General features: G+C 71.7%; 19 protein-coding genes. 8 read left to right on the forward strand and 11 right to left on the reverse strand.

The window, feature by feature from the left end; genetic code table 11:
- Positions 1 to 31 precede the first annotated feature (31 nt).
- Positions 32 to 889 carry a hypothetical protein gene (locus AB0D53_RS11160; RefSeq protein ID WP_362443385.1) on the reverse strand — a complete coding sequence of 286 codons (858 nt, stop codon included), beginning with the start codon at positions 887 to 889 and terminating at the stop codon, positions 32 to 34.
- Positions 890 to 893: 4 nt separating this feature from the next.
- Positions 894 to 1,532, reverse strand: a complete 639-nt coding sequence (locus AB0D53_RS11165; protein WP_362443388.1) for a papain-like cysteine protease family protein — start codon at positions 1,530 to 1,532, stop codon at positions 894 to 896.
- A 227-nt stretch (positions 1,533 to 1,759) separates the two neighbouring features.
- Between AB0D53_RS11165 and AB0D53_RS11170 the strand changes: the two genes are divergently transcribed.
- Positions 1,760 to 2,686, forward strand: coding sequence for a hypothetical protein (locus AB0D53_RS11170; RefSeq protein ID WP_362443391.1), 927 nt, complete (start codon positions 1,760 to 1,762; stop codon positions 2,684 to 2,686).
- A 42-nt stretch (positions 2,687 to 2,728) separates the two neighbouring features.
- On the opposite strand, the gene AB0D53_RS11175 is transcribed toward AB0D53_RS11170, so the two are convergent.
- Positions 2,729 to 3,157, reverse strand: coding sequence for a Rieske (2Fe-2S) protein (locus tag AB0D53_RS11175; RefSeq protein WP_362443394.1), 429 nt, complete (start codon positions 3,155 to 3,157; stop codon positions 2,729 to 2,731).
- Between the two features lie 262 nt (positions 3,158 to 3,419).
- Positions 3,420 to 6,455, reverse strand: a complete 3,036-nt coding sequence (uvrA, locus tag AB0D53_RS11180; protein WP_362443397.1) for an excinuclease ABC subunit UvrA — start codon at positions 6,453 to 6,455, stop codon at positions 3,420 to 3,422.
- A 175-nt stretch (positions 6,456 to 6,630) separates the two neighbouring features.
- Between uvrA and AB0D53_RS11185 the strand changes: the two genes are divergently transcribed.
- Together AB0D53_RS11185 and AB0D53_RS11190 are read left to right on the forward strand one after the other, a co-directional pair.
- Positions 6,631 to 7,320, forward strand: a complete 690-nt coding sequence (locus tag AB0D53_RS11185) for a maleylpyruvate isomerase family mycothiol-dependent enzyme (protein ID WP_362443401.1) — start codon at positions 6,631 to 6,633, stop codon at positions 7,318 to 7,320.
- A 10-nt stretch (positions 7,321 to 7,330) separates the two neighbouring features.
- Positions 7,331 to 7,987 (forward strand): MBL fold metallo-hydrolase, encoded by a 657-nt coding sequence (locus AB0D53_RS11190; RefSeq protein WP_329816929.1) that lies wholly within the window; start codon positions 7,331 to 7,333, stop codon positions 7,985 to 7,987.
- A 102-nt stretch (positions 7,988 to 8,089) separates the two neighbouring features.
- Here AB0D53_RS11190 and AB0D53_RS11195 read toward each other — a convergent pair whose 3' ends face one another.
- From AB0D53_RS11195 to AB0D53_RS11215, 5 genes are all read right to left on the reverse strand, one after another.
- The gene (locus AB0D53_RS11195) at positions 8,090 to 9,094 is read right to left on the reverse strand and encodes a TerC family protein (protein WP_362443405.1); all 1,005 of its coding nucleotides are present in this window, start codon (positions 9,092 to 9,094) and stop codon (positions 8,090 to 8,092) included.
- Positions 9,095 to 9,408: 314 nt separating this feature from the next.
- The gene (locus AB0D53_RS11200) at positions 9,409 to 11,343 is read right to left on the reverse strand and encodes a TerD family protein (RefSeq protein ID WP_362443408.1); all 1,935 of its coding nucleotides are present in this window, start codon (positions 11,341 to 11,343) and stop codon (positions 9,409 to 9,411) included.
- 196 nt (positions 11,344 to 11,539) lie between these two features.
- A complete protein-coding gene (locus AB0D53_RS11205; protein ID WP_362443411.1) occupies positions 11,540 to 12,118 on the reverse strand; it encodes a TerD family protein in 579 nt (192 codons plus the stop codon).
- Between the two features lie 131 nt (positions 12,119 to 12,249).
- Positions 12,250 to 14,367, reverse strand: a complete 2,118-nt coding sequence (gene uvrB, locus AB0D53_RS11210; protein ID WP_362443414.1) for an excinuclease ABC subunit UvrB — start codon at positions 14,365 to 14,367, stop codon at positions 12,250 to 12,252.
- A 62-nt stretch (positions 14,368 to 14,429) separates the two neighbouring features.
- Positions 14,430 to 15,314 carry an MHYT domain-containing protein gene (locus tag AB0D53_RS11215; RefSeq protein WP_362443417.1) on the reverse strand — a complete coding sequence of 295 codons (885 nt, stop codon included), beginning with the start codon at positions 15,312 to 15,314 and terminating at the stop codon, positions 14,430 to 14,432.
- Positions 15,315 to 15,530: 216 nt separating this feature from the next.
- On the opposite strand from AB0D53_RS11215, the gene AB0D53_RS11220 reads away from it, so the two are divergent.
- The 3 genes from AB0D53_RS11220 to AB0D53_RS11230 all read left to right on the forward strand — a co-directional run bounded on the left by AB0D53_RS11220 (position 15,531) and on the right by AB0D53_RS11230 (position 18,531).
- Positions 15,531 to 16,481, forward strand: a complete 951-nt coding sequence (locus AB0D53_RS11220; protein WP_362443420.1) for a glycerophosphodiester phosphodiesterase family protein — start codon at positions 15,531 to 15,533, stop codon at positions 16,479 to 16,481.
- 47 nt (positions 16,482 to 16,528) lie between these two features.
- Positions 16,529 to 17,071 (forward strand): methylated-DNA--[protein]-cysteine S-methyltransferase, encoded by a 543-nt coding sequence (locus AB0D53_RS11225; RefSeq protein ID WP_362443423.1) that lies wholly within the window; start codon positions 16,529 to 16,531, stop codon positions 17,069 to 17,071.
- 140 nt (positions 17,072 to 17,211) lie between these two features.
- Entirely contained in the window at positions 17,212 to 18,531 is a 1,320-nt protein-coding gene (locus tag AB0D53_RS11230) for an MFS transporter (protein ID WP_362443426.1), read from the forward strand.
- 100 nt (positions 18,532 to 18,631) lie between these two features.
- On the opposite strand, the gene AB0D53_RS11235 is transcribed toward AB0D53_RS11230, so the two are convergent.
- Positions 18,632 to 18,994 (reverse strand): cupin domain-containing protein, encoded by a 363-nt coding sequence (locus AB0D53_RS11235; RefSeq protein WP_362443429.1) that lies wholly within the window; start codon positions 18,992 to 18,994, stop codon positions 18,632 to 18,634.
- A gap of 187 nt (positions 18,995 to 19,181) precedes the next feature.
- Between AB0D53_RS11235 and AB0D53_RS11240 the strand changes: the two genes are divergently transcribed.
- A complete protein-coding gene (locus AB0D53_RS11240) occupies positions 19,182 to 20,147 on the forward strand; it encodes a pseudouridine-5'-phosphate glycosidase (protein ID WP_362443432.1) in 966 nt (321 codons plus the stop codon).
- Positions 20,144 to 21,040: a PfkB family carbohydrate kinase gene (locus AB0D53_RS11245; RefSeq protein ID WP_362443435.1), complete on the forward strand. Its 897-nt coding sequence runs from the start codon at positions 20,144 to 20,146 to the stop codon at positions 21,038 to 21,040. The genes AB0D53_RS11240 and AB0D53_RS11245 overlap by 4 nt, the downstream gene beginning before the upstream one ends.
- Positions 21,041 to 21,135: 95 nt before the next feature.
- On the opposite strand, the gene AB0D53_RS11250 is transcribed toward AB0D53_RS11245, so the two are convergent.
- The gene (locus tag AB0D53_RS11250; protein WP_362443438.1) at positions 21,136 to 21,792 is read right to left on the reverse strand and encodes a uridine kinase; all 657 of its coding nucleotides are present in this window, start codon (positions 21,790 to 21,792) and stop codon (positions 21,136 to 21,138) included.
- Between the last annotated feature and the right edge of the window lie 5 nt (positions 21,793 to 21,797).

Below are 21,797 nucleotides of genomic sequence, written 5' to 3' on the forward strand. Positions count from 1 at the left end.
CGGAGCACGGGTCAGCGGATGCCGCCGCCGGTCACGGGTTCTCCCGGTGGCGGCGGTTGCGCAGGAAGGTGAACCCGCCGAGGCCGAGGACCACGAGGGCGCCCGCTCCGGCGGCGGCCGAGGCGGCGGTCAGGGCCGGACCGGGCACCGTGCTCGCGGCGACCGGCCGGGTCTCCCGGCTGCCGGGTGCGGCGGCGGACGGGGCGTAGCCGCCCGCCTTGCCGGAGCGGGCGTATCCGGAGCCGGGGAGCTTGTCGCCGTACGCCTCCCGCACCCGGGCGCGGTAGGCGGCCAGTGTGGTGCCGCGGGCGCCGACGGCGCGGACCGCGTCCTGGTCCAGCGGGAGCACCTTCGCCCCCTTCTGGACGTACCAGGCGTCCACCTGCGACTCCCGGAACACCGTCCCGCCGGGCAGCTTCCGGGCGCCCGCGGCGGCGTATCTCGTCTCGTCGTCGCCGGTGGCGATGTTCACCACCTGCCAGCCGCCGTCCTTCCCTTCCTTCGGAAGGGTCCACAGCGACGCCTTCCGGCCGTCCGGGGCGACAGCCGTGGTGGCGAGGTAGTCCAGTCTTGCGACGGGCGCGCCCGGCTTCCCGGCGACGAAGTCCGGATCGAGGGTGTGCACGGGGACGGCGGCGCCCTCGATGCGCGGTGGAGCCGCCGACCTCGTGAGGGTGCCCTCACGGGCGAAGAACCGGGCCAGGGTGTCCAGGGTCGCGGGGTCGGTCGCCGCCTGCCGGGCGGCGGCCAGGGCGGCCGGCCCTGCGGTGGGTCCGGTGGCGGCGGCCGCCTCCGGGGCGACGGTGAGCAGGGCGGCGCCGGCCAGGACTCCGGTGGCGGCCAGAGCGGCGGCCGTGGACCGGGCGGTGCGTGCGGTCCTGCGGATCATCTCGTCACGCTCCGATCCGGTAGAGGGAGTGGGTCCAGGAGAACTCGTCGTTGTTCACGTACCAGGCGTGCGAGGCCCAGTTGTAGCGGTTGTTGGAGGGCCAGGGATCGCCCCAGTAGACCCAGCTGTCGGAGTCGTCGTACCCGTACAGGACATGCATGTGGCCACCGCCCGACGACCACTGGATGCGGGTCTCGACGGGGCGGCCCGCGGCGATCTCGGCCTGGACGGTGGGGTAGCGCAGCCAGCCGGTGACGTACGAACCGGGGGTGATGCCGGCCCAGTACAGACCGTCCTGGACATTGCCGAGCGTGGCCTGCGAGTTGGGGCACTCGTAGCCCTGTGCGCGGCCGAAGGCGGCGTTGCAGAACTGGTTCTGCGAGTAGGTGCGGCCGAACCAGGTGGCGATGGTGTTGCCGGAGGCGGCCCAGCACCAGTTGGTCTTCTGCTGGGCCTGCATGGTGATGTTCAGACGCTGGGTGGCGGCGACGGCGGTGCCCTCGGTGGCGCTCCGGGCCGTGGTGGCGGCGCCCTCGGTGCGCGGTGCCGCCGCCGAGGCGGTCGCGGACGGCACGGCGAGGAGTGCGGCGGCCAGGGCGGCCGCGGCCGGGAGCAGTCCCGTTCGGATTCTTCGGTTACGCATGACGTTCCTCCCGAGGCGGGGGTGTGGGGTCGGAGGAGCGCGTCCGGACGCTGTCCGAGGAGCATCAACCGTTGTCGGGGACGGGTCAACACGCTTCAATGCGGGGGAACATCGCGGTGTGAACGGCGTGGCGGATACGTGAACGGCCCTCCCCCGGCCACCTGCGGCACCGCCACCGGCGACGCGTTCTCCCACGCCGCGTCGTGAACGTTCACCTGGAGGACCCCATGCAGCACACCGAGGCCGAACTGGCGCAGGTGCTGCACACCGGCCCGTTCCATCTGGCGCTGCGCACCGCGCTCTCGGTGCGGGGGCTGCCGCTCCAGCGGGTGCAGCACCATCTCGCGCACCGCGGGGTCAAGGTCGGTGTGACGAGCCTGAGTTACTGGCAGCAGGGGGCCAGGCGCCCGCAGCGCGCCGAGTCCCTGCGGGCCGTGAAGGCGCTGGAGGAGGTGCTGGAGCTGCCGCGGAACTCGCTGCTCCGGCTGCTGGGGACGGGGAGTGCGCGCCCGGAGGCCGACCGTCCGGCCGCCCGTTCGTACCGGTCCCTGATGGAGTCGTCCGGGGCCGTGGAGCGGCTGCTCGCGGAGATGGGATCACCGGTGGACGGCGGGCTGCACACGGTGGGGCATCACGAGCGGGTGCGGATCGGTTCCGGCCGCCAGCTGCGGCAGCGCGAGTCGCAGCACGTGGTGCGCGCCCACCGGGACGACATCGACCGCTACCTCGCCGTGCACCGGGGCGATCCGGGCTGCGATCCGGCGCGGGTGACGGTGACGGCCCGGGAGAACTGCCGGACGGGGCGGGTCCGCTGGGACCGCGGGACGGGGGTGCTCGTCGCCGAGCTGCTCTTCGACACCCGGCTGAGGGCGGGCGACACCCATCTGTTCGGCTACGGCTTCGACGACGGCACGGGAGGCCCGTGCGGCGAGTACGTACGGGGGTTCAGCTTCGGCGGCGGGCAGTACGTGCTGCAGGTGGCCTTCGACGAGGCCGCGCTGCCGGTGCGGTGCCGGCGCTTCGCGCAGGTCTCGGCGGGGGCGCCGCGCGGCGCCCGTACGGACCTCACGCTGACCGGCAGGCACCGGACCGTTCACCTGGTGGAGCAGGGTGTGCGGCCCGGTCTGGTCGGCATCGACTGGGACTGGGAGTGAACCGGTCCCGGGCCGGCGCCGGGCGCCGGGGCGCGGACCGGGTCAGGCCTCGGGGCCCGCGACCAGCCTTCCGCCCTCGACCCTGACCGGGACCGCGGGCAGCGGCGCGGTCGCCGGGCCGCGTGTCGCCTTGCCGGTCGTGGTGTCGAAGTGGCTGCCGTGGCAGGGGCACGTCCCCACGTTGTCCTCGACCTTGTCCAGCAGGCAGCCGGCGTGGGTGCACTGGGCGCTGAACGCCTTGTACTGGCCCTTGGCCGGGCAGTTCACGATGACCCGCTCATTGCGGTAGAGCTTGGATCCGCCGACCGGGATGTCGTCCGGCGCGCCGAGCTCGACGGGGGCGGTCGGCGTCGGCGTCTCGGCGTGGCCGAGCTTCGATTCGGTCGAGCAGGCGGCCACTCCCAGCCCGGCGGCGCCGGCGAGAGCGGCGCCCTTCAGCACGGTACGGCGGGCGGCGGGCTGGCCGGACATGCGGTCTCCACTGTTCGAAGGGGTGGATGGGCGCCGGGCGCGACCCGAGCGCCGCGGGTACCAGGGGTACCGCGGGCATCGGAGCCGTCGGAGCCCTCGGTGCCATCGGTGACAGAACCGACGATACCGGCGGAGAGCGGCAGCCCTGCGGCCGGGCCACCCGGGAACGGTCGTCCCTGGTCAGCGGCTCGGCCGCGGCGGCGGAACAGGGAAAGCGGCCCCCGGGGGTCCGGAGGCCGCTTTCCCTGTTCCGCCGGAGGCGTCAGGCCTTGCGCGTGCGGGTCGCCCTCTTCGCCGCGGGCTTCTTCGCCGCGGCCGTCCTCGCGGTCCCGTCGGTGCTCGTCCTGGCCGTGGCCGTCTTCCTCGCCGGGGTCGACTTGGCGGCGACCGCCTTCTTCGCGGCCGCCTTCCGCACCGGCTTGCGGGCCGCGGGCACCGCGGCCTCGCTCACCCGGTCCGGGTCCAGGATGCCCTGGAGGAACTTGCCGGTGTGGCTGGCCGGCACGCCGGCGACCTCCTCGGGAGTGCCCTCGGCGATGACCAGACCACCGCCGCTGCCTCCCTCGGGGCCCATGTCGATGACCCAGTCCGCGGTCTTGATCACATCGAGGTTGTGCTCGATGACGATCACCGAGTTGCCCTTGTCGACCAGCCCGGAGAGCACCTTGATGAGCTTGCTGATGTCCTCGAAGTGCAGACCCGTGGTCGGCTCGTCCAGGACGTAGACCGTGCGGCCGGTGGAGCGCTTCTGCAGCTCGCTGGCGAGCTTCACGCGCTGCGCCTCACCGCCGGAGAGCGTCGGCGCGGACTGGCCGAGCCGCACGTACCCGAGGCCCACCTCGTTGAGCGTACGGAGGTGGCGGGCGATCGTCGGAACGGCCTCGAAGAACTCCAGGCCCTCCTCGATCGGCATGTCCAGCACCTCGGCGATGGACTTGCCCTTGTAGTGGACCTCAAGGGTCTCCCGGTTGTAGCGCGCTCCGTGGCAGACCTCGCACGGGACGTACACATCCGGCAGGAAGTTCATCTCGATCTTGATGGTGCCGTCGCCGGAGCAGTTCTCGCAGCGGCCGCCCTTGACGTTGAAGGAGAAGCGGCCCGGCAGATAGCCGCGCACCTTCGCCTCCATCGTCTCCGCGAACAGCTTGCGGACATGGTCGAAGACACCGGTGTACGTGGCCGGGTTGGACCGGGGCGTGCGGCCGATGGGCGACTGGTCGACGTGGACGACCTTGTCGACCAGGTCGTCGCCGTCGACCCGGGTGTGCCGGCCGGGGACCGACTTGGCACCGTTCAGCTCGCGCGCCAGGTGGGTGTAGAGGATGTCGTTGACCAGCGTCGACTTCCCCGAACCCGAGACGCCCGTGACGGCCGTGAGCAGGCCGAGCGGAAAGGAGACGTCGATGTCCTGGAGGTTGTTCTCCCGGGCTCCGTGCACCGTGAGCCTGCGCTGCGGGTCGACGGGGCGCCGGACGTCGGGCATCGGGATCGACTTCTCGCCGTTCAGGTACTGACCGGTGATCGACTCGCCGTTGGCCAGCAGCTCCTTGAGCGATCCGGAGTGGACCACCTTGCCGCCGTGCTCACCGGCGCCGGGGCCGATGTCGACGACCCAGTCGGCGACCTTGATGGTGTCCTCGTCGTGCTCGACGACGATGAGCGTGTTGCCCATGTCGCGGAGCCGGACGAGGGTCTCGATCAGCCGGTGGTTGTCCCGCTGGTGCAGGCCGATCGACGGCTCGTCCAGCACATACAGCACGCCGACCAGGCCCGAGCCGATCTGGGTGGCGAGCCGGATGCGCTGGGCCTCGCCGCCGGACAGGGTGCCGGCCGCGCGGTTGAGCGAGAGGTAGTCGAGGCCGACGTCGACCAGGAACCTCAGCCGTTCGTTGACCTCCTTCAGCACCCGCTCGGCGATCTTCTTGTCGCGGGCGTTGAGCTTCATCCGGCCGAGGAACTCGGCGCACTCGCTGATCGACATCGCCGCGACCTCGGCGATGGACCGCTCCATCACCGTCACCGCGAGGACGATCGGCTTGAGCCGGGTGCCCTCACAGGTCGGGCAGGGCACCTCACGCATGTAGCCCTCGAAGCGCTCCCGGCTGGAGTCGCTCTCGGCGTCGGAGTGGCGCCGCTTGACGAACTGCACCGCGCCCTCGAAGGCGGGGGTGGTGTACGCGCGCTCGCGCCCGTAGCGGTTGCGGTAGCGGACCTCGGTCTGGATCTTGTGGCCGTGGAGCAGGGCCTTCCTGGCCCGCTGCGGCAGCCCGGCCCAGGGGATGTCCGTACGGAAACCGAGGGCGTCGGCGAGCGCGTTGATCTGCCGGCCGAAGTACTCCTTGGTGTGGCCGTGCGACCAGGGGTGGATCGCGCCCTCGTCGAGCGACTTCTCCTCGTCGGGGACGATCAGCTCCGGGTCGACCTCCATCCGCGTACCGATACCCGTGCAGTCGGGGCAGGCGCCGAAGGGCGAGTTGAAGGAGAAGGAGCGCGGTTCGAGCTCTTCGAAGGAGAGGTCGTCGTACGGGCAGTAGAGGTGCTCGGAGTACATCCGCTCACGCTCGGGGTCCTCCTCGGGGAGGTCGACGAAGTCGAGCACGACCATGCCTCCGGAGAGCCCGAGCGCGGTCTCGACCGAGTCGGTCAGCCGGCGCTTGGCGCCCTCCTTCACCGTGAGGCGGTCGATGACCACCTCGATGGTGTGCTTCTCCTGCTTCTTCAGCTTGGGCGGCTCGGAGAGCTGGATGGTCTCGCCGTCGACCCGGGCCCTGCTGTAGCCCTTGGTCTGCAGATCGGCGAAGAGGTCGACGAACTCGCCCTTGCGCTCGCGCACCAGCGGCGAGAGCACCTGGAACCGGCTGCCCTCGGGCAGGCCGAGCACCTTGTCGACGATCGCCTGCGGCGACTGGCGCGAGATGGGCCGGCGGCACTCCGGGCAGTGCGGCTTGCCGATCCGGGCGAAGAGCAGCCGGAGGTAGTCGTAGACCTCGGTGATGGTGCCGACCGTCGAGCGAGGGTTGCGCGAGGTCGACTTCTGGTCGATGGAGACGGCGGGCGAGAGACCCTCGATGAAATCCACGTCCGGCTTGTCCATCTGGCCGAGGAACTGGCGGGCGTACGAGGAGAGGGACTCCACGTAGCGCCGCTGGCCCTCGGCGAAGATCGTGTCGAACGCGAGGGACGACTTGCCCGACCCGGAGAGCCCGGTGAAGACGATCAGGGAGTCGCGGGGAAGGTCGAGCGAGACGTTCTTGAGGTTGTGCTCGCGAGCGCCACGGACGATGAGACGGTCGGCCACGCCGGTCCGCACCTTTCTGGAGAGAAGTGGGGGAACTGAGCCCCTGTCCCAGGGTATGGGGGGCGCCACAGCGATGTACGAAGCTTTCGACCCCGAGCGTATAGCACGCGCATTCGATTTACGGACGGCTGTGGACTCCTTCACCCGAATGAGTGGCGAGGCTAGGCTCAGCCTCATGATTGATCATGCGCACGACCTGGAAGCCGTACGTGAAGCAACCGATCGGCTGCTCAGCGCCACCGGAAAAATGGACGCCGCCGCACTGGCCGAGCCGTCGCGACTTCCCGGCTGGAGCCGGGGCCATGTCGTTGCGCACCTCTCCCGTAACGCCGACGCGCTCGTAAATGTTCTCCAGGGCCGGCCCATGTACGCAGACAGCGAAACCCGCGACCGCGACATCGAGCGCGACGCGCCCCGGCCGCCGGCCGAGCAGCTGGCCGACCTGTCCGGGAGCGCGGACCGCTTCGCGGCCGCCGCCGCGGCCCCGGCCGACTGGTCGCGCACGGTCACCCTGCGCAACGGCGTCACGGACTCCGCCTCCCGGCTCCCCTTCCGCCGCCGGGTCGAGGTCGAGCTGCACCATGTCGACCTGGGGATCGGCTACGAGCTGGAGGACCTGCCCCAGGAGTTCGTCGCGCGGGAGATCGAGTTCCTCGCCGAGAGGTTCGAGGGGCACCCCGATGTCGTGTCCACGAGGCTGGACGACGACCGGGGGCCGATCCGGACGACCGGCGGCGGCGCGGAGGGCGGACCCGTCACCGTTCGCGGCGCGGCCCCCGAACTCCTCGGCTGGCTCTGCGGGCGCCGCGACGGGGCGGCGCTGACCGTCGAAGGCGGCCCGCTTCCCGCACTGCCCCCGCTATAGGCTGAGAGTCATGACGTACAGCGGAGCGGTCAAGGTCGGCGGACGCGCGGACGTGCACGAGCTGACGGATCTGATGATCTCCAAGGTCGCCGTCGGCCCGATGAACAACAACGCGTATCTGCTGCGCTGCCGGGCCACCGGCGAGCAGCTCCTGATCGACGCGGCCGCCGAGGCCGGCACGCTGCTGCGGCTGATCGGTGACGACGGCATCGCGTCCGTCGTCACCACCCACCGGCACGGCGACCACTGGCAGGCGCTGGCCGAGGTGGTCGCGGCCACCGGAGCGCGTACCTACGCCGGGCGGTACGACGCCGAGGGCATCCCGGTCCCGACCGATGTCCTCGTCGACGACGGTGGAACGGTCCGCGTGGGCGAGGTCACCCTGACCGCCCGCCACCTCGTGGGGCACACCCCGGGCTCCATCGCGCTGGTCTACGACGACCCGCACGGCGCCCCGCACCTGTTCACCGGGGACTGCCTCTTCCCCGGCGGGGTCGGCAATACGCACAAGGACCCCGAGGCCTTCGCGAGCCTGCTCCACGACGTGGAGACCAAGCTCTTCGACCAGCTTCCCGACGAGACCTGGGTCTACCCCGGACACGGCCACGACACCACGCTCGGCGACGAGCGTCCGCAACTGCCGCAGTGGCGCGCCCGCGGCTGGTGACACCGGCCGGCGCGAGGCCGAGCGCACGAGGTGGGCACGGGCCGGGGCGGGCAGCGAATCGCTGCCCGCCCCGGCCCGTGCCGTTCCCGTCCGCCGCAGCGGTCAGGCGTCCACGCCTGCGCCCTTGCCGGCGGTCTCGTCCGCGTCCTCGGCAGACTCCGCCCGGGCCTGCTTCTTGTTGGCCATGAGACTGGTGATCGTGGTGATCACCAGCACGCCGCAGATGACGCCGAGCGAGACCGGGATGGAGATCTCGGGGACGTGCACCCCGGACTCGTGCAGTGCGTGCAGCACCAGCTTCACCCCGATGAAGCCGAGGATGACGGAGAGCCCGTAGCTGAGGTGGACCAGCTTCTTCAGCAGCCCGCCGATCAGGAAGTACAGCTGCCGCAGCCCCATCAGGGCGAAGGCGTTGGCGGTGAAGACGATGTACGGGTCCTGGGTCAGACCGAAGATCGCGGGGATGGAGTCCAGGGCGAAGAGCACATCGGTGGTGCCGATGGCGAGCATGACGACCATCAGCGGCGTCAGGACGCGCTTGCCGTTGTTCCGGATGAAGAGCTTGGTGCCGTGGTAGCGGTCGGCCACCCCGAAGCGGCGCTCGATCGTCTTGAGCAGACGGTTCTCCTCGAACTCCTCCTCTTCCTCGCCTGCCCGCGCCTCCTGGATGAGCTTCCAGGCGGTGTAGATCAGGAACGCTCCGAAGATGTAGAAGACCCACGAGAAGTTGGCGATCACGGCGGCACCGGCGGCGATGAAGACCGCCCGCAGCACCAGCGCGATCAGCACACCGATCAGCAGCACCCGCTGCTGGAGGTGTGAGGGGACCGAGAACTTCGCCATGATCAGGACGAAGACGAAGAGGTTGTCGACACTGAGCGACTTCTCGGTGATGAAGCCGGCGAAGAACTCGCCCGAGGCCTGGCTCTCGCCGAAGAGCAGCAGGCCGAGCCCGAAGAGGACGGCCAGCGCGATCCAGACGACCGTCCAGATCCCGGCTTCCTTGGTCGTCACGTCATGGGGCTTGCGCCCGATGAAGAAGTCGACGGCGATAAGGGCTGACAGACCAAGAATGGTCAGCACCCAGAGGGTCCATGAAACGTCCACTGCGCCTCCGGCAGTTCGCTACGGCTACTGATCAGCGTCGTCGCTGCCGGAGGTCTCTTCCACCCGGGCGCACGGGCTGCGCGCCACGGGCCGGCGCCCCGGGACCGGTCACGGTCCGTATTGACGGGAACGCCGCGTATGGGAGTACTCCCCTCCGCCCAAAGAACAGTACAGGAAATACCAAGGAAAGGTAAAGAGGAGGGTAAAGATCATTCAAAAGCGCTGGTAGGGGCGGTGTAAGCAAAGCCGGGCGCACCGGCCCGGGTACGGGCCGGTGCGCCCGGCTCAGGTCGGTGCCGGTGCGTCCGCCGGGCTCAGAGGCGCCGGGGGCGACGGGCCGCGGCCACCTTGGCGAGCACCTGCTCCAGGACCCGGCTGCCCTGCGGTATCCGGGACGGCTCGTACGTCCAGGCGTGCCCCACCCAGGGGTCGGCGAGGTGGTCGTCGGCGACCGGGGTGAGCCGGAGCAGCGAGCGCCACAGCGGGTCGAGCACCGGCCCGTACGCGCTGGCGTCCTCCCGGTCCGCGACCATCAGCAGATGGACGCCGACCGAGGGCCCCTCGTCGGCGAGGTAGCGCAGCTGGGTGACGGCCCGGTCGTCGAAGCCGTGCGGGAAGTCGTTGACGATCAGCAGCTGCTCGCCCGTGTCCACGTCCGGCGGAAGCGAGTCGGCGGCGCCGGCCCGGATCGCCATCTGCACCAGGTCGACGCGCCGGGTGAGATGAGCGAGGACCGTGGCCACGCCTCCCGCTCCGGAGGCGGGCGGCCCCGCGAGTGCCCCGGACCGCACCAGGGGTGCGAGCGCTCCGGCCGCCGAGCCGGAGGGGTCGATGACATGGACCGAGAACTCGTCGGCCGGGTAGACGGCCAGCAGCCGGGCCGCGTGCGCGACCGCGCTCTCCATGGCGAGGCCGCGCAGCCGGGCACCGTCCAGCACCGCCGCGGCCTCGGACGCCGTACGGCCGCTGTCGATCCAGATGCCGCGCTCCAGCGGCAGCCGGACCAGCAGCGGGATGTGCAGACCGGGGTTCTCGGGCAGGTGGAGGTCGCCGATGCGCAGCGCCATGGGAATCTCCATCGGGACGCGGTAGGCGTGCCAGACGGGATTGTCCCAGCCCGCGAACGGGGCGGGCAGCGCGGGCTCCACCACGTCGGCCTCGGCGGCGAGCTGGGCGAGGTCGCGGTCGAGGGCCCCGCGGGCCCGGGTGGTCAGCTCGTCGCGCTTGGCCCGGGCCTCCGCGCGGGCCCGGTCCCCCGCGCCGCCGATCCGGCTGCGCGGGTCGGACAGGGTCCGGTCGAGCTCCTGCTCCATGCGGGACTCGGCGAAGTCGACGGCGCTGCGATAGGCGGCGGTGGTGCGGGCCAGGTCCTCGAACATGCCCCAGATCTGGTTGTAGAGGCGCTCGTCCATGGACCAGCCGGTCGCGTCCCCGGCGACGGGCTGTGCGGGGCGGCCCGGCTCGGCGGGCGGCGCGGTGGGCGGGGGCGGCGGGGGTGCGGCGGACTGGCGGCGCGGGTGCGCGTAGCTGATGGGCCCGCCCGTCGGGGCGGCGGGCGGCGGGGTGACGGGCTCCGTGAGCGGTTCGGGCGGCTGGGCGGCGGGCCGGCGGCCGTCCGGGGGCGGCACGGGGCCGGCGCCGGGTCCGACCCGGCCGGCGTCCGGGGTGCGCGGCGGGGGCGGGGCCACCGAGCGGGCCATCGCCCGGGTGACCGCGTCCTGGATGGAGTGGGCCAGCTCGGCGGCCCCGGGCAGGCCCTGGTCGGCGAGCATGGCGGCGAGGCCGCCCGCGTAGCCCTGGCCGACGGCGCGTACCTTCCAGGCGCCCTGGCGGCGGTAGAGCTCCAGGGCCGCGACCGCGGACTCGGTGTCCAGCCCGGTGAGGGTGAAGGTGGCGATCTCGGTGCCGTCGAGCCCGGTGACGGCGACGAACGGGGAGGCGACCGCGCCGAACCGGACCGGGCCGCCGGCTCCCGTCGGCAGGGCCAGCAGCACGGTGACCCGGTGCACCGGGGCGGGCAGGGCGTCGAGGTCCACGGCGAGCCGGTGGTCGGCGGCGGCCTGTCGGGACACTTCGAGCCCGGGGAGCTGGGGCGATCCCGGGTGGGCGATCCACTCGGTGCCGTGCACCGTTCCGTTCTCGTCGCCGAGCGTGGCACCGGCCACGACAGGCGTGCCGGCCGATACCCGGATCTCCAGACGGGTCTGGGGCAAGGTGTGGTTCTGCCCCCGGACCAGCTCGGCCGTCATTGCCCTGTCCCCTCGACGATTCACTGCTGCGTGGTGCGCCGCGTGCGGTGCGGCGCTGCGTGGTGCGGTGTTGTGCGGTGCGGCGTCATGCGGTGCAGCTCCCGGCGGCCGATGCCTCCGGGAGCTGCGGGTACCGATGTGTACCGGCTCGGAGGGTGCCGAGAGATCCCGGCACCCTCCTCCGGTCGGGCCCTGCCTACAGGTGCGGCAGAATCGCCGGCATCAGGTCCTGGAAGGTGCGGCCGTTGGCCGGGTTGCCGAGGGCCGTCATCTGCCAGGCGTTCCCCGAGCGGTGCACCTTCGCCATGATCTGAGCGGTGTACTGCCCGCCGCCGTCCAGCGTGTAGCGGGCGAGCTCCTGGCCGTTGGTCTCGTCGACGATGCGGCAGAAGGCGTTCTGCACCTCCTGGAACGTCTGGCCGGTGAAGGAATTCACCGTGAAGACGATCTGGTCGATGTGGACCGGCACCCGCTGCAGGTCGACGAGGATCGCCTCGTCGTCGCCGCCGGAACCGGCGCCGCCGACCAGGTTGTCCCCGGTGTGCTTGACCGAGCCGTCATCACTGACGAGGTGGCGGAAGAAAACCACGTCGACCGGCTGCTTGTCGGCGAAGAGCACCGCCGACGCATCGAGGTCGATCTCCCGTGTACGTGAACCGAACAGACCCCGGCGCGGTGCCGCCTGCCAGCCGAGCCCCATCCGCACCGCGGTCAGGGTCCCCCCGTCGCTCTTCTGCAGGCTGATGGCCTGACCCTTGGTCATATTGACCGTCACGCGCTGTCCCCTCTCCGCTTTCCCCGCAACCATCCGTGCGCGGTTTCCCAGCACCCTACGCAGTCGCGCCGGTGGCGCGGCCGCTCCGGGCCGTTTTGTGTCGGTCCTGCAACACACCGGATGCCACGGGCTCAGGCAAGGCCCGCTTCGCGCATCTGGCGCAGCTCCTTCTTCAACTCCCCGACCTCGTCGCGCAGTCGCGCCGCCACCTCGAACTGGAGGTCCGCGGCGGCTGCCCGCATCCGGTCGGTCATCTCCTCGATGATTCCGGCGAGTTCGGTGGCGGGCCGGTCGGTGACCGTTTCGCCGCCCTTGGCCTTCTTGGACGCGGCCGCCTTGACGCCCAGTGCGGGAACGGGCGCCTTGGCGCCCTTCGCCTGGCGGTAGCCGGTGCCGAGCAGCTGCTCGGTGTCGACCTCCTCGCGGGCGATCGTCGCGACGATGTCGTTGATCTTCTTCCGCAGCGGCTGCGGGTCGAGACCGCGCTCGGTGTTGTACGCGATCTGCTTCTCGCGGCGGCGGTTGGTCTCGTCGATGGCCTGGTCCATCGCCGGGGTGACCTTGTCCGCGTACATATGGACCTGTCCCGAGACGTTTCGGGCGGCGCGGCCGATGGTCTGGATCAGGGACGTCCCCGAGCGCAGGAAGCCCTGCTTGTCCGCGTCGAGGATGGCGACGAGCGACACCTCGGGCAGGTCGAGTCCCTCGCGCAGGAGGTTGATGCCGACCAGTACGTCGTACTCGCCGGAGCGCAGCTCGCGCAGCAGCTCGATGCGGCGCAGCGTGTCGACGTCGCTGTGCAGATAGCGGACCTGGATGCCGAGCTCCAGGAAGTAGTCGGTGAGGTCCTCGGCCATCTTCTTGGTGAGGGTGGTGACCAGGACCCGCTCGTCCTTCTCGGCGCGGGTGCGGATCTCGTGCACCAGGTCGTCGATCTGGCCCTCGGTGGGCTTGACGACCACCTCGGGGTCGACGAGGCCGGTGGGGCGGATGATCTGCTCCACGAAGCCCTTGCCCCGGGACAGCTCGTACTTCCCGGGGGTGGCGGAGAGATAGACGGTCTGGTCGATCCGGCTCAGGAACTCCTCCCACTTCAGCGGGCGGTTGTCGAGCGCGGAGGGGAGCCGGAAGCCGTGGTCGACGAGGGTGCGCTTGCGGGAGGCGTCGCCCTCGTACATCGCACCGATCTGCGGGACGGTGACGTGCGACTCGTCGAGGACGAGGAGGAAGTCCTCGGGGAAGTAGTCGAGAAGGGTGTTGGGGGCGGTGCCGGGCGAGCGGCCGTCGAAGTGCATCGAGTAGTTCTCGACGCCGGAGCAGGTGCCGATCTGCCGGAGCATCTCGATGTCGTACGTGGTGCGCATCCGCAGCCGCTGGGCCTCCAGCATCTTGCCCTGCTTCTCCAGCTCGGCCAGGCGCTGCCCCAGCTCCTGCTCGATGCCGCTGACCGCCTTCTCCATGCGCTCGGGGCCCGCGACGTAGTGGCTGGCGGGGAAGACGTGGAGGGACTGGTCCTCGCTCATCACCTCTCCGGTGAGCGGGTGGAGGGTGGAGAGCGCCTCGATCTCGTCGCCGAACATCTCGATGCGGACGGCGAGCTCCTCGTAGACCGGGAAGATCTCGATGGTGTCGCCGCGGACCCGGAAGGTGCCCCGGGTGAACGCGAGGTCGTTGCGGGTGTACTGGATCTCGACGAAGCGGCGCAGCAGCTGGTCCCGGTCGATCTCGTCGCCCACCTTGAGCTGGACCATCCGGTCCACGTACTCCTGGGGCGTACCGAGGCCGTAGATGCAGGAGACCGAGGCGACCACGACGACATCGCGCCGGGTGAGCAGCGAATTCGTCGCGGAGTGGCGCAGCCGCTCGACCTCCTCGTTGATCGAGGAGTCCTTCTCGATGTAGGTGTCCGACTGCGGGACGTACGCCTCGGGCTGGTAGTAGTCGTAGTACGAGACGAAGTACTCGACGGCGTTGTTGGGCAGCAGCTCGCGGAACTCGTTCGCCAGCTGCGCGGCGAGTGTCTTGTTCGGTGCCATCACGAGCGTGGGGCGCTGCAGCTTCTCGATCATCCACGCGGTGGTCGCCGATTTACCGGTGCCGGTCGCGCCGAGCAGGACGACGTCCTTCTCGTCGGCGCGGATGCGCCGCTCCAGCTCGGCGATGGCCGCGGGCTGGTCGCCGCTGGGCTGGTAGGGACTGACGACCTCGAAAGGCGCCACCGAACGTTCGATCTTCGAAACGGGCCGCATGGAACCACCGTACGACCCACCACTGACAACCGGACGGGGTCAGCCGATGTGCCGGGCCCCGATCACCATTCCCCCGGCGGCGCGGGGTCGCGCGGCCGGGAGTGGAACGAGGCCGGATCGGCATGCGTGCCGAACCGCGGCACCTGCCGCTGGGCCGGTATCCCGGGCGGCCGGCCGGTCCCCGCGTTCCCCGGATCGTTCCAGTCCGGGGTGCCCATCACCATCAGCGGGTCGAACATCACGACCACCGCGGCGAGGATCAGGAAGCAGCCGGGGCCGATCAGCAGCGGCACCAGCGGTGCGGTCGCCGCGTCGGCCGCGGCGGTGTCGGGGAGGGCGCCGGGGTGCAGATGGACGCTGAGCGCGGCCATTCCCGTGTAGTGCATGCCGCTCACCGCGACGGCCATCACGACGCTGGCCCCGAGGCTGGGCAGGAACCCGTGGACGGAGACGGCCGCCCAGAGCGCGGTGGTGGCGGCCACCACGGCGATGACGACGGAGAGGGCCACGGTGACCGTGTCGTACTCGAACTGCCCTTCGAGGCGCATTCCGGCCATGCCCAGGTAGTGCATGGTGGCCACGCCGAGTCCGGTGATGGTGCCGCCCGTCACCAGGGCCATTCCGGTGGCGCCGCGGTACCCGACGATGAAGATGCCGACGCCGACCATGCCGATGGCGACCGCGAGACTGGCGAAGGTGATCGGCTTGTCGTAGCCGATGGTCACGCCGTCGACGGAGAAACCCATCATGGCGATGAAGTGCATGGTCCATATGCCGGAGCCGATGGACGTCGCGCCGAGGGCCAGCCAGCCGGCCTTGAAGGAGCGCTCGGTGCGCAGCGAACGGTTCGTGCAGCGCAGCCCGAGAGCCGCGCCGAGGCAGGCCATGAGGAAGGCCGCGACGGGCGTCACCGCTCCGTAGCTGAAACCGTCGATCGTGCCCTGCATGCTCGTACGCCCTTCGCGGAAGCCCGGGTTTCGGGGTGACCCTAAGGCGCGAGTCCCGGCAAACAAACAGAAGAGCTGCATTTTATCGAGCAGGAATTCGGCCTGTGACCCGGCATCGACGGCCGCGTTCACGTTGTGGCCATCCTTCGCCTGTCCCCCGTTGGGGCGCGACTGCCACTCTCGGCCCGTCCGCAACCTCTGACGCAAGGAGTACACGTGTACGCACGCACCGCAACCGCCGCTCTCGCCGCCGCCGCCCTGATGGGCACCGGCGCCTTTCTGATGTCGGGCTCCGACACGCGGACCACGGACCTGGCCACGGCCGGCGCCGGGCACGTCACCGCGGTCACCGGCATCAGCGCCGTGAGCGCCCGGTCCACGGACGTGAAGCGGACCGCCCCCGTCGTCCTCGCCCACCGGGGCGCTTCGGCCTACGCGCCGGAGAACACCCTGGCCGCCGTCGACAAGGCCGACGCCCTCGGCTTCGACTGGGTGGAGAACGACGTCCAGTTCACCGAGGACGGTGTGCTGGTGGTGGTGCACGACACCGACCTGAGGCGGACCACCGATGTCGAGGAGGTCTTCCCGGACCGGACCTCGTGGGCGGTCAAGGACTTCACGGCGGCGGAGATCGCCCGGCTGGACGCGGGCAGCTGGTTCGGCCCGCAGTTCGCCGGGACGCGGGTGCCCACGCTCAAGCAGTACCTGGACCGGGTCGAGCGCAACCGGCAGAAGCTGCTGCTGGAGATCAAGAGCCCCGAGATCTACCCGGGCATCGAGAAGGAGACCCTGCGGGTGCTGCGCCAGAAGGGGTGGCTGGACCGCGCTCACGTGAAGAACCGGCTCGTCATCCAGAGCTTCGGCGCGGACAGCGTGAAGAAGGTGCACCAGTTGCGCCCGGATGTCACGACCGGGTTCCTCGGCACCCCCGCGGTGGCCGACCTGCCCTCGTACGCGGCCTTCACCGACCAGATCAACCCCTCCTACACCTCCATTTCGGCCGACTACGTGAACGCGGTGCACGCGCTGAAGGGCGCGCACGGCAAGAAGCTCCGGGTCAACACCTGGACGGTCAACGACGCGGCGAGCGCCCAGAAGGCGGCGGGCCTCGGCGTGGACGGGATCATCACCAACAACCCCGACGTGGTGCGCGAGGCCACGGGCTGAACCGGGGCCGCGGCCGGTTGTCAGTGGGCGGCCGTACCGTGGATCCCATGAACAGCACCGGAGTTGTCGAGTGGGCCGTCGTCGGGAGCGACATCGGCCCGCTGCTCCTTGCCGCGACCGGCACGGGCCTGGTGAGCGTGGTCTTCCACGCCCGTCCCGAGGTGCGGGAGAAGGCGCTCGGGCAGTTGCGGACGCGGCTCGGTGCGGAGCCGGTGGAGAATCCCGGCTCCGCCCGCCTCGCCGAGCCGATACGCACGCTCGCGGCGTACTTCGCGGGCTCGCCGCGGGAGTTCTCGCTCGACCTGGACTGGTCGCTGACCTCCGGCTTCAACCGCCAGGTGCTCCGCGAGCTGGCGACGGGTGTGCCGTTCGGGACGGTCGTCGGATACGGGGAGCTCGCCGGGCGCGTGGGCCGGCCGGGGGCCGCACAGGCGGTCGGGGTGGCCATGGCGTCCAATCCGCTGCCGGTGGTGGTGCCGTGCCACCGGGTGGTGGAGAGCGACGGCGGACTCGGCGGTTTCGGCGGGGGTCTCGACACCAAGCGGCAGTTGCTGGCACTGGAGGGCGTGCTGCCCCGGCCGCTGTTCTGAGCCGGCCGCAGTCGCTGTTCCGAGCCGGCCGCCGGGAGCCTCGGTACCGGGGCGGCCCCGGGTGACCGCCGTCGTGGCGGTGCTCCGTGCCCGGTCCGGACCCGGTTTCGTACCCGTGTACGGACTGGCACACTGCGCCAGTGACCAACACCTTTGACGCACCTGACACCCCCACCGGGCCCGGCCGTCCCGCCGCGCCGGTCTCGGCGGCCGAGCTTCCCGGGCTGCGGCGCAGAACGTCCGCGGTGCTCATAGGCAGCCAGATACTCGGCGGCCTCGGCGTTCCCATCGGTATCGCCCTGGCCCCCGTGCTGGCCACGGAGGTGAGCGGCTCCGAGGCGCTGTCGGGCCTGGCCCCGACGGCCTCGGTGACCGGGACCGCGCTGCTCTCCCTGCCGCTGGCCGCGCTGATGACCGCGCGCGGCCGGCGTCCCGGTCTCGTACTGGCGTATCTGATCGGCGCGCTCGGCGCGGGGCTGGTGGTCCTGTCCACCCTCGTGGAGAGCTTCCCGTTGCTGCTGCTCGGCATGGCCGGGTTCGGTGCGGGGTCCTCGGCCAATCTGCAGGCCCGGTTCGCCGCCGCGGATCTGGCCGAGCCGGACCGGCGCGGCCGGGCGATCTCCACGGTCATCTGGGCCACCACGATCGGCTCGGTCCTCGGGCCGAACATCGCCGCCCCGGTGGGCCATGTCTTCCGCGGCTCCGCGATATCCGAGCAGGCGGGCCCGTTCGTCTTCGCGGCCGGGATCTTCCTGCTGGCGGCCATGGTGGTCGGGGTGCTGCTGCGGCCGGACCCGCTGCTCACGGCACGGGCGCTGGCGCCGCAGGGCGACGAGTCCCGGGCCGGCCGTTCGCTGCGTGCCGGAGTCGCGGCGGTCCGGGCCTCGCCGATGGCTCGGCTGGCGCTGGTGACGGTGGCCGTCTCGCACACCGCGATGGTCTCGATCATGGTGATGACCCCGGTCGACCTGGGCCACCACGGCGCCGGGCTCCAGCTGATCGGCCTGGTCATCAGCGGCCACATCGCGGGGATGTACGCGTTCTCCCCGGTGATGGGCTGGCTGTCGGACCGCTTCGGCCGGCTCGCGGTGATCGGTCTGGCGGTCGGACTGCTCTCCTGCGCCGCACTGCTGGCCGGAACCGCGGGCGCCAGTCACGGGCAGACGGCGGCCGGTCTCTTCACGCTCGGTCTCGGCTGGTCGGCGGGGCTGGTCGCCGGTTCGGCGCTGCTCACCGACTCCGTGCCGCAGGCCGCCCGTGCCGCCGTGCAGGGTCTGTCGGATCTGACCATGAACACGGCGGCGGGCGTCGGCGGAGCCGTCGCCGGGGTCATCGTCGCCCGGGCGAGCTACGGCTGGCTGAACGTGGTCGGAGCGTGTCTGCTGCTGCCGATGGCGGCGCTGGCACTGCGCCGGGCACTCGCCCGGCCCGCGGCAGCGACGTCTCCACGCGACGCCTGAGGTTCCGGTGGCCCCGGTGACCCCGGTGGCACCTGAGGCTCTGGAGCCTTCGTCGGAGCCGTCCGAGGCCTCGGACGGGCCTCGGACGGCTCCCGATGCCTCAGAGGCAGATGTGGTAGGCCTTGCGCAGCGTCTCGTGCACGGTCCACGTCGTACGGTCGCCCTCGCGCAGCACACAGGCGTCCCCCGGCCCGAGCTCCAGCGTCGCGCCGCCCTCGACCACCACGGTCGCGCGGCCGCTCACCACCACGAAGAGTTCGTTGGCCTCGGTGTCGGTGACCACGCCGGGCGTGATCTGCCAGATCCCGCGCAGCTGCTTGCCGTCGGGCGACTCCCAGAGCACCTTGCCGGTCACCACGGGCTCGCCCGAGACGATCTGCGCGGGGTCGAGCGGTTCCGGTTCGAGTTCGGCGTCCGGAATGTGCACGACGAACGAGGCAGGAGCTTGATCAAATGTGGTCATGGCCGGTCACCTTAGCGACCGCTGGAAGACGACTCAGCACCAGGATGCGTCAGGATCGGTCGGAGGAATCCCGGCCCACCGACCGGCCCACCGACTCGCCCTCCCCACCGGCCGCCCGGCCGACCCGCACGGGCCCCTGCCCCCGTCGCACGTTTGAGGCGACTGCGCCCGCGACAGGGATGTGGACATGTCATCCAACGCGTCGCACAGCGCACATCCCTGCGCCCCCGCCCTCTCCACCGAGGTACGGGCGGCCCTCGCCGCGCACCACCCCGTCGTGGCCCTGGAATCGACGATCATCGCCCACGGTCTGCCGCGCCCCCGCAATCTGCGGGTCGCCGAGGAGCTCGAAGGGCTCGTACGGTCCGCGGGCGCGGTGCCCGCAACCATCGCCGTACTCGACGGAAGGGCCCACGTCGGCCTGGACAAGGACCAGTTGGAGCGGGTCGCCACGGATCCCGCGATGCGGAAGCTGGGCCACCGTGACCTCGCGCCTGCCCTGGCCGCGGGGGCGAGCGGGGCGACGACCGTGTCCGCGACGGCGTTCCTGGCCGCACGCGCCGGGCTGCGCGTCTTCGCCACCGGCGGCCTCGGCGGCGTACACCGGGAGTGGACCCGGACCCAGGACGAGTCCGCCGATCTCCGGCTCCTCGCACGGACCGGCATCACCGTGGTGTGCGCGGGAGTGAAGTCGATCCTGGACGTCCCGGCGACGCTCCAGCGCCTGGAGACGCTGGGCGTCACGGTGCTCGGTTACGGCACCGGCCGCTTCCCCGGCTTCTATCTGACCAGTTCGGGCGAGCCGGTCGACTGGACGGTGCGGACGCCCGAGGAGGTCGCGGCGGTGATGCGGGCCCAGGACGAGCTCGGAGGCACGGGCTCCGCGCTGGTCGTCGCCAACCCGGTGGCCGCGGCGGACCAGTTGGATCCCGCGCTCCACGACCGTGTGCTGGCCGAGGCGCTGGAGGAGTGCCGGGAACGCGGCATCGTGGGCCAGGCCGTCACGCCGTTCCTGCTGGACCGGCTGATGCGGGGTACCGGGGGCGCCTCGCTGGAGGCCAATCTGGCGGCCGTGCGCGGAAACGTGTCGCTCGCCGCGCGGATCTCCGGCGCGTGGGCCGACGCGCCCCGGGACCCGGCGGCCGGACGATGACCGGGGGCGGACTGCTCGTCGTCGGGGACGTGGTCACGGACGTGGTGGCCCGGCACGGAACGGCACTGGTCCACGGTACGGACACCGTGGCCCGGATCCGTACCCTGCCCGGCGGCGCGGGGGCCAACGTCGCCTGCTGGGCGGCCCGTTCGGGGTGTGCCGACGTACGACTGCTGGCCAGGGTCGGCGCGGACAGTGCGGACTGGCACCGGGACGCGCTGCGGCGGGCGGGGGTGCGCTGCCTGCTGGCGGTGGACCACGACGTGCCGACCGCCACCGTCGTCGCGCTGGTCGACTCCGCGGCCGAGCGCACCTTCCTCACCGACAGCGGCGCCGTGCTCCGCCTCTCCCCCGACGACTGGTCGCCGTCGATGCTGGACGGCGTCGCCCATCTCCATCTCTCCGGCTACCTCCTCTTCGCCGCGACGAGCCGTGCGACCGCCCTGCTCGCCCTGCGGGAGGCGCGGCGGCGACGGATCCCGGTGAGCATCGATCCGGCATCGGCCGGCTTCCTCGCCGAGCTGGGCGCCGACCGGTTCCTGGCCGCCGCGGAGGGCGCCGGTCTGCTGCTGCCCAACGCGGACGAGGCCCGGCTGCTCACCGGACTGCCCGAACCGGCCGACGCGGCGGCCAAGTTGAGCCTCCAGGCCGGCCGGGTGGTGGTCACGCTCGGCAAGGGCGGGGCGCTGCTCGCCGCCGGCGGCGCGGTGACCCGGCGCGTCCCGGCCGTCCCGGTGCGCGGGGCGGTGGACTCGACCGGCGCGGGCGACGCCTTCACCGGCGGCTTTCTCGCGGCGTACCTGGCGGGGGCGGACGACGCCTCGGCCGTGGCGGCGGGCTGCCGGGCGGGCGCGGAGGCGGTCACCACCATGGGCGGCCGCCCCGGCCCATGACGAGGACACGGGCCCGCCGCCCCGGGCCGTGCCGGCGGCACCGGCCCACAACCCGGCCCACCCACCACCACACCGGCCCACGACCCGGCTCGTGATCAGGCGTCGGTTCGCGGCCCCGCCCACCCCGTCCAGGCCGGGTGCAGCGGATCGTCGGCCCGTACGACCGCGTCCGCGCGGTCGCCGGGGGCCGCCTCGTCCTCGTACCGCGCGAAAGCGGGCAGGGTCCACTGCTCGCTCTCCTCGGTGCGGCGCCGCAGCGCGCCCGGCGACAGCCGCAGGTGGACACTCAGATCGAACGGGAACCAGTGCCCCAGCAGCAATGGGCCGTGCACCACCAGCACTCCGCCCTCGGGCAGCGGCCGGTACGGGCTGCGGGTGGCCCGGTCGGTCGCCGGATCCCAGAGGTCGGGCAGCACCCGCCCGCTGCCGCCGGCCTCCAGCGGTCCGAAGACCTCGCGCCACAGCGCGCCCGTGTCGAACCAGCTGTCGTAGTACGAGTCGGGGTCCTCCTTGCCGTACTCGTACCGGAGGCTCGCCGGGCGCAGGAATCCCGCGGTGGACACGACCAGCACCGCACGGCCGCGGACCCGCAGCGCCTGCGCGACGCGCCCGGCCAGTTCCCCGGTCCGGGCCGCCGGAGCGCCGTCGACGGCGACCTTCAGCCAGGGTCCGCCGTCGGCGGCGTCGAGGGCGTCGGCATGCGCGGCGAAGGCTTCGGCCAGCCGCTCCCAGGTGATCGCTTCGAATCGCACCCCAC

Origin of the sequence: Streptomyces sp. NPDC048295 (assembly GCF_040652135.1) — a bacterium.
Taxonomy (GTDB): domain Bacteria; phylum Actinomycetota; class Actinomycetes; order Streptomycetales; family Streptomycetaceae; genus Streptomyces.